Raw genomic sequence first — 6,186 nt, forward strand, 5'->3', positions numbered from 1 at the left:
AATGAAGTTCGGCCGCACAGCTCTCTGGGAGATAAAACGCCTTATGAATTTATCAAAGAACATCAAACTATGCTACAGGAACAAGGACTCATTTTGAACTTGGTACATATTTTGGGGTAAGGTCACCCGCATGGCCGCCCGCCCGGAAAGCCGCGGCGGCCTGCTTCCCTCTCGTCCAGGCACAGGAAAAAGGGAAATGAAGAGAAAAATACAGAATGTCATGGTAACAGGCGGAGCCGGGTTCATCGGCTCGAACTTCATACATGACATGTTCGGCGACCCGTCCTTCGACGGACGTATCGTCAACGTGGACAAACTGACCTACGCGGGCAATCTGGAAAATCTCGCCGGAATCGATGAAAAGTTCGGCGGCAGACGGTATTTTTTTGAAAAGGCCGACATCCAGGACTACGGCGCCGTCAAGGCCATTCTCGGCCGGTACGACATCGACACCGTCGTCCATTTCGCGGCGGAATCCCATGTGGACCGGTCCATTCACGGACCCGCCGAATTCATCCTGGCCAACATCATGGGCACGTTCAACCTGCTGGAATGCGTCAGGGAAGCCTGGAGAGACCGCTGGGACGTCCTGTTTCACCACGTCAGTACGGACGAGGTGTACGGGTCCCTTGACGACGGGGGGTATTTTTTCGAAACCACGCCCTATGACCCCAAAAGCCCCTATTCCGCCTCCAAGGCCTCGTCGGACCACCTGGTCAGGGCGTACCATCACACGTACGGCCTGCCCGTCACCCTGTCCAACTGCTCCAACAACTACGGTCCCTACCAGTTCCCGGAAAAGCTCATCCCCCTGATGATCCTGAACATGAAAAACGGCAAACCCCTGCCCGTTTACGGTGACGGCAAGAACGTTCGCGACTGGCTCTACGTCAGTGACCACAACCGCGCCCTCCGACTTATCGTCACGGGGGGGCAAACGGGGGAAACCTACAATATCGGTGGCGAAAACGAGTGGGAGAACATCCGCCTGATCCATGTCCTGTGTGAGAAAATGGCCGAGGCGACGGGGGAGGACGCGGAACGCTTCAGGGGCCTGATCACCTACGTGAAGGACCGGGCCGGCCATGACCGGCGCTACGCCATCAACTGCGACAAGCTTAAAAACGACCTGGGCTGGCGCCGGACCGTGGACTTCGACGAGGGTCTCGCCAGAACCGTCCGGTGGTACCTGGATAACGAAACCTGGCTCAACCACATTCTCGACGGCTCCTATCAGAATTGGATTCACCTGAATTACGGCGGAAGATAAGATTTCTCGTCGCTGCGACACTCTTTTTGTCACTTCGAACGTCCCCCTTGTCACTTCGAACGAACGTGAGAAGTCTTGAACGAAACGCATTGGGAGAACCGAAAGGGCAGGATTTCTCCCTCCGGTCGAAATGACAGCGGTCCCCGTCGAAATGACATGGTGGGTGCCACTCGACATGACATAGGTGGAAGCGCCTCGAAAGGACATGGGTGCTTCTCTTCGAAAGGATATTCTTTTTTGTCACTTCGAACGTCCCTTTCTGTCACTTCGAACGAATGTGAGAAGTCTTGAACGAAACGCATCGGAAGGCAGTAAAAAAGGATCTTATCAACCAGGGAAGCTCATTCAATCCCACATGAGGAGTCCCGAATGGTTTACACAAAAAGTTATTATGTGTATTTGCTGGCCAACTGGAACAACAAGGTGATTTACGTCGGGGTGACAAATGATTTGCCCCGCAGAGTGTATGAACATAAAAATGAGCTGATCGAAGGGTTCACTCAAAAGTACAATATCAACAAATTGGTTTACTTTGAGGAAACAAACGACATAAACGTCGCAATAGCCAGGGAAAAGGAAATAAAAAAATGGCGCAGAGAGAAAAAGGACAGGCTTATTGAACAAATGAACCCGAATTGGAAGGATTTGGGAGAAATGTTGTGAGATTGCCGGAGAGACAAGATTTCTCCCCGGCTTGCGCCGGGTCGAAATGACATAGTGGGCGCGCCTCGAAAGGACATGTGGGCGCGCCTCTCAATGACATGGTGGGCGCCACCCGACATGGTATTTTTTTGTCATTCCGAATCCCGCCGTCAGCCTAAAATGTCATTCAGAATCCCGCCGGAGGCGGGTGAGGAATCTTAAACGAAACACTTTGGGACGGCGGGAAGGAAAAGATTTCTCCCCGGCTTAACAGCCGGGTCGAAATGACATGGTAGCTGGGCCAAAATGACAAAAGGGAAAGGCAAAACAGAGGAGCGGCCTGAATGTCCCTCAAGCAAAAAACCATCTCCGGCCTGACCTGGAGCTTCATCGACAGCTTCGCCAACCAGGGGGTTTCCTTTATCGTGGGCATCATTCTCGCCCGCCTGCTCACACCCCAGGAATTCGGCCTCATCGGCATGCTGACGATTTTTATCGCCATCTCCCAGTCATTCATCAACAGCGGGTTCTCCCAGGCCCTGATTCGCAAGCAGGACTGCACCCAGCAGGACTATTCCACCGTTTTCTTCTTCAACATCGCCGTCGGCGTTTTTTTCTACCTCCTGCTTTTCGCCGCCGCCGGCGCCATCGGCCATTTTTTCAACGAACCCATGTTGAAGCAACTGATACGGGTACTCGGCCTGTCCCTGATCATCAACGCCTTCGCATTAATTCAGACCACCCTGCGCACCAAACGCATCGATTTTCGGCTGCAGACGAAAATATCCCTTGTCGCGGCGGTCCTTTCCGGCCTCATCGGCATCGTCATGGCCTATACGGGCTACGGCGTCTGGAGTCTCGTGGCAAGAATCACCCTGGGATTCTTTTTCTCATCCCTCCTGTTGTGGTACTGGAACAAATGGCGGCCCTCCCTGGTTTTCAGCATGGTCTCCTTCAGAACACTGTTCGCCTTCGGCGGCAACCTCCTCATCAGCGGCCTCCTCGACACCCTCTACCGCAACATCTACTACGTGATCATCGGTAAATACTTCAGCGCCGCCGAGCTGGGCCATTACACCCGGGCCGAACAGTTTAAGTCCCTCCCTTCGTCCTACCTGCAGTCCGTCATCGGCCGGGTGAGCTACCCGGTTCTATCGAGCATCCAGGACGATCCGCCCCGCCTGAAGGAAGCGTATAAGAGAATCATCCGCAGTTCCATGCTCATCACATTCGTCTTGATGCTGGGCCTGGCCGCCGTCGCCAAACCCACGGTCTTCGCCCTGATCGGCCCCAAGTGGGAACCCTGCGTCATCTACCTGCAACTGCTTTGCTTTGTCGGCATGACTTACCCCCTGCACGCCATCAACCTGAACATGCTTTATGTGCAAGGCAGAAGTGATCTTGCCGTGATCATTGAAGTAATTAAAAAAGTGTTGGCCGTACCCGTCATAATCGTCGCTATCTTTTTTGGAATCAAAGCAATGCTTCTGGGGATGATACTGCTTTCCTTCATTGCTTATTATCTCAACAGCTACTGGTCGGGACGCTTAATAAACTATTCCTGGATTGAGCAGATAAAAGATGTTACTCCCTCTTTCATTATTGCCGCCGTAATGAGCGCCATCGTATTTATCGAAGGCATGTTTTTTAGGCTGCCGCCATTACCCATGCTGCTTATTCAGGTGGTAACCGGTGCACTGATAACCTTCAGTATATGTGAGGGATTGCGTTATAAGGATTATCTCTATCTTAAAGATATCATTAAACAAAATTTTCAGAACAAAGGCAAATCCCATGAATTCGATCAGGAAACGCCTAAACAAAAATTTCTATTTTAAGAAGGCAAGCGAAGCACTTAAAGTCATTAGATATTCTATAAATGCCAAATATTATTGTCCCGTCTGTAATAGAAAAATTAACCGTTTTCTTCCTTTACACAAATTTTACTCCAACAATGCCAAGAAATATGGCTATCCCTATAGCGGGCGAGCAGAAACTCTGAATTACCAAAGTTATTCATGCCCAATTTGCAGGGCAGCCGACCGGGACCGGTTATATGCATTATATGTTCAAAACTATTTTACGAGCATAAAGAAGGACAAGCAGATCAGTATAATAGACATTGCTCCATCCGCTCCCCTATCCGGCTACATCCGAAAAATCATTTCCGAGTCGAAACACAGCGTGTCTTACAGAACAGCGGACATAGCAAAAGAAGATGTTGATGATAAAATCGATATCACAGATATGCCGTGCTACGACAACAATCAGTTTGATTTTTTCATCTGTTCTCACGTGCTGGAGCATGTATATGACGATAACAGGGCACTGTCGGAATTGTATCGCATTTTAAAACCGGGAGGCTCCGGCATCCTTATGGTCCCCATCTGTCTTGCCATTGAAAAAATCGATGAAGATCCCTCTATAACAGACGAAGCTGAGAGATGGCGACGCTTCGGTCAGAATGATCACGTACGCCTCTATTCCAAAAATGGTTTTATAGAAAGGGTCGGCAAGGCTGGTTTTGTTTTGCATCAATATGGGAAAGAATATTTCGGGGGAAAAACGTTTATGGAATGCGGGATAACCGATCAGAGCGTTTTATATGTCGCTGAAAAATCTGTACTTGAGCATGAACCCAATAAGAAAAGGTAGTAAGATTCCTCACGTGCCTTCGGTGGTTCGGAAACATAATAGGACATAACAAGAAAAGGTATGTCATTTTGACCATCCCTCGTGTCATTTCGAGGAGCGCCACCCATGTCATTTCGAGGAGCGAAGCGACGAGAAATCTTGTCCTTCACACCGCCCCAAGGCGTTACGTTTAAGACTTCTCACATTCGTTCGAAGTGACAGAAAGGAATGTTCGAAGTGACATGAAGAGATGCTTGAAGTGACAAGGCGGCATCAGCCTCCATATCATTTCGACTCGGCATCAGCCACCCATGTCATTTCGACCCGGCGAATGCCGGGGAGAAATCTTAACCCGTGCGGTTTCGGAGGTGGCGGTGCGTTTAAGACTTCTCACATTCGTTCGAAGTGACAAAGAGGGACGTTCGAAGTGACAAAGAGGGGCGTTCGAAGTGACAAAGGATAAGGACCCACTAAAATGGATAAAAAACAAACCGACCCTGTTTACGTGACCCGGCCCTTCCTGCCGCCGCTGGAGGAATTTTACCCGTATCTTCAGCAAATCTGGGAAAAGAAACAGCTCACCAATGGCGGGCCCTTTCATCAGGAGTTGGAAGTCCGGCTGGCCGATTACCTGGGGGTGGAACACCTGGCCCTGTTCGCCAACGGCACCCTCGCCCTCATGACGGCCCTGCAAACGCTGCGGATCACCGGCGAGGTCATCACGACGCCCTTTTCCTTTGTCGCCACGGCCCATTCCCTGCTCTGGAACGGCATCGAACCCGTCTTCGTGGACATCCACCCGGAAACGTTCAACCTCGACCCGGATAAAATCGAAGCAGCCATCACCCCCCGCACCACGGCGATCATGCCGGTGCACGTTTACGGCAAGCCCTGCAACCTAGAAGGCATCCAGCGCGTTGCCGACACCTACAACCTCAAGGTCATCTACGACGCCGCCCACGCCTTCGGCGTTCACTACAAAGGCAAAAGCCTCCTGGCCCACGGCGATCTTTCCACCCTGAGCTTTCACGCCACCAAGGTTTTCAACACCTTTGAAGGGGGCGCCATCGTCTGCCCGGACGCAAACACAAAAAAACGGATCGATGATTTAAAGAACTTCGGCTTCCACGACGAGGTCACCGTCGTCACCCCGGGCATCAACGCCAAGATGAATGAAGTCCAGGCGGCCTTCGGCCTTTTACAGCTCAAGCATGTCGATAAAGCAATCGGAAGAAGGCGGGAAATAGACAAACGATACCGGCAGAAACTGGCAAACGTCGGCGGCATCTCCCTGCCGGCCCTGCCGGCAGACACAAAGTACAATTTTGCCTACTTCCCTATTCTGGTTGAGAAAGAATATCCCCTGACAAGAGACGAACTTAATGACAAGTTGAGGGAGCACGGCATTTTCCCCCGGCGCTATTTTTACCCCCTCATCAGCGATTTTCCCATGTATAGGAACCGGCCCTCGGCAGTGAGGCAAGACCTGCCCGTGGCCCATGATATTGCGGATCGTGTCCTTTGCCTGCCGATCTATCCGGATTTGGAGGCGGAAAACGCGGTGCGGATAATAGCCGTGATCGAGGCCCCATAGAATTAAGGGCATTTCGAGGAGGGTCCCCCATGTCATTGCGGGGAGT

The 6,186-nt window shown here is 51.3% G+C and carries 5 protein-coding genes; all 5 read left to right on the forward strand.

Going from position 1 to position 6,186, the window contains the following annotated elements:
* Positions 1 to 196 precede the first annotated feature (196 nt).
* The 5 genes from rfbB (at position 197) to GX147_01350 (ending at position 6,140) form a co-directional block, all read left to right on the forward strand.
* On the forward strand, positions 197 to 1,270 hold the full coding sequence (rfbB, locus tag GX147_01330) for a dTDP-glucose 4,6-dehydratase (protein NLN59352.1): 1,074 nt from the start codon (positions 197 to 199) through the stop codon (positions 1,268 to 1,270).
* A gap of 369 nt (positions 1,271 to 1,639) precedes the next feature.
* A complete protein-coding gene (locus GX147_01335) occupies positions 1,640 to 1,933 on the forward strand; it encodes a GIY-YIG nuclease family protein (GenBank protein ID NLN59353.1) in 294 nt (97 codons plus the stop codon).
* Between the two features lie 323 nt (positions 1,934 to 2,256).
* Positions 2,257 to 3,750, forward strand: a complete 1,494-nt coding sequence (locus GX147_01340) for a lipopolysaccharide biosynthesis protein (GenBank protein NLN59354.1) — start codon at positions 2,257 to 2,259, stop codon at positions 3,748 to 3,750.
* Positions 3,707 to 4,567: a methyltransferase domain-containing protein gene (locus GX147_01345; protein NLN59355.1), complete on the forward strand. Its 861-nt coding sequence runs from the start codon at positions 3,707 to 3,709 to the stop codon at positions 4,565 to 4,567. Before GX147_01340 ends, GX147_01345 begins: the two co-directional genes overlap by 44 nt.
* A 454-nt stretch (positions 4,568 to 5,021) precedes the next feature.
* The gene (locus GX147_01350) at positions 5,022 to 6,140 is read left to right on the forward strand and encodes a DegT/DnrJ/EryC1/StrS family aminotransferase (GenBank protein NLN59356.1); all 1,119 of its coding nucleotides are present in this window, start codon (positions 5,022 to 5,024) and stop codon (positions 6,138 to 6,140) included.
* Positions 6,141 to 6,186: the final 46 nt, after the last annotated feature.

It is taken from the genome of Deltaproteobacteria bacterium, assembly GCA_012522415.1.
Classification (GTDB): domain Bacteria; phylum Desulfobacterota; class Syntrophia; order Syntrophales; family JAAYKM01; genus JAAYKM01.

Excerpts from the sequence above, each read along its gene's own strand:
- GX147_01345 (NLN59355.1), top strand. The coding sequence starts at position 3,707 with ATGAATTCGATCAGGAAACGCCTAAACAAAAATTTCTATTTTAAGAAG.
- GX147_01340 (NLN59354.1), top strand. The coding sequence starts at position 2,257 with ATGTCCCTCAAGCAAAAAACCATCTCCGGCCTGACCTGGAGCTTCATC.
- GX147_01335 (NLN59353.1), top strand. The coding sequence starts at position 1,640 with ATGGTTTACACAAAAAGTTATTATGTGTATTTGCTGGCCAACTGGAAC.
- rfbB (NLN59352.1), top strand. The coding sequence starts at position 197 with ATGAAGAGAAAAATACAGAATGTCATGGTAACAGGCGGAGCCGGGTTC.
- GX147_01350 (NLN59356.1), top strand. The coding sequence starts at position 5,022 with ATGGATAAAAAACAAACCGACCCTGTTTACGTGACCCGGCCCTTCCTG.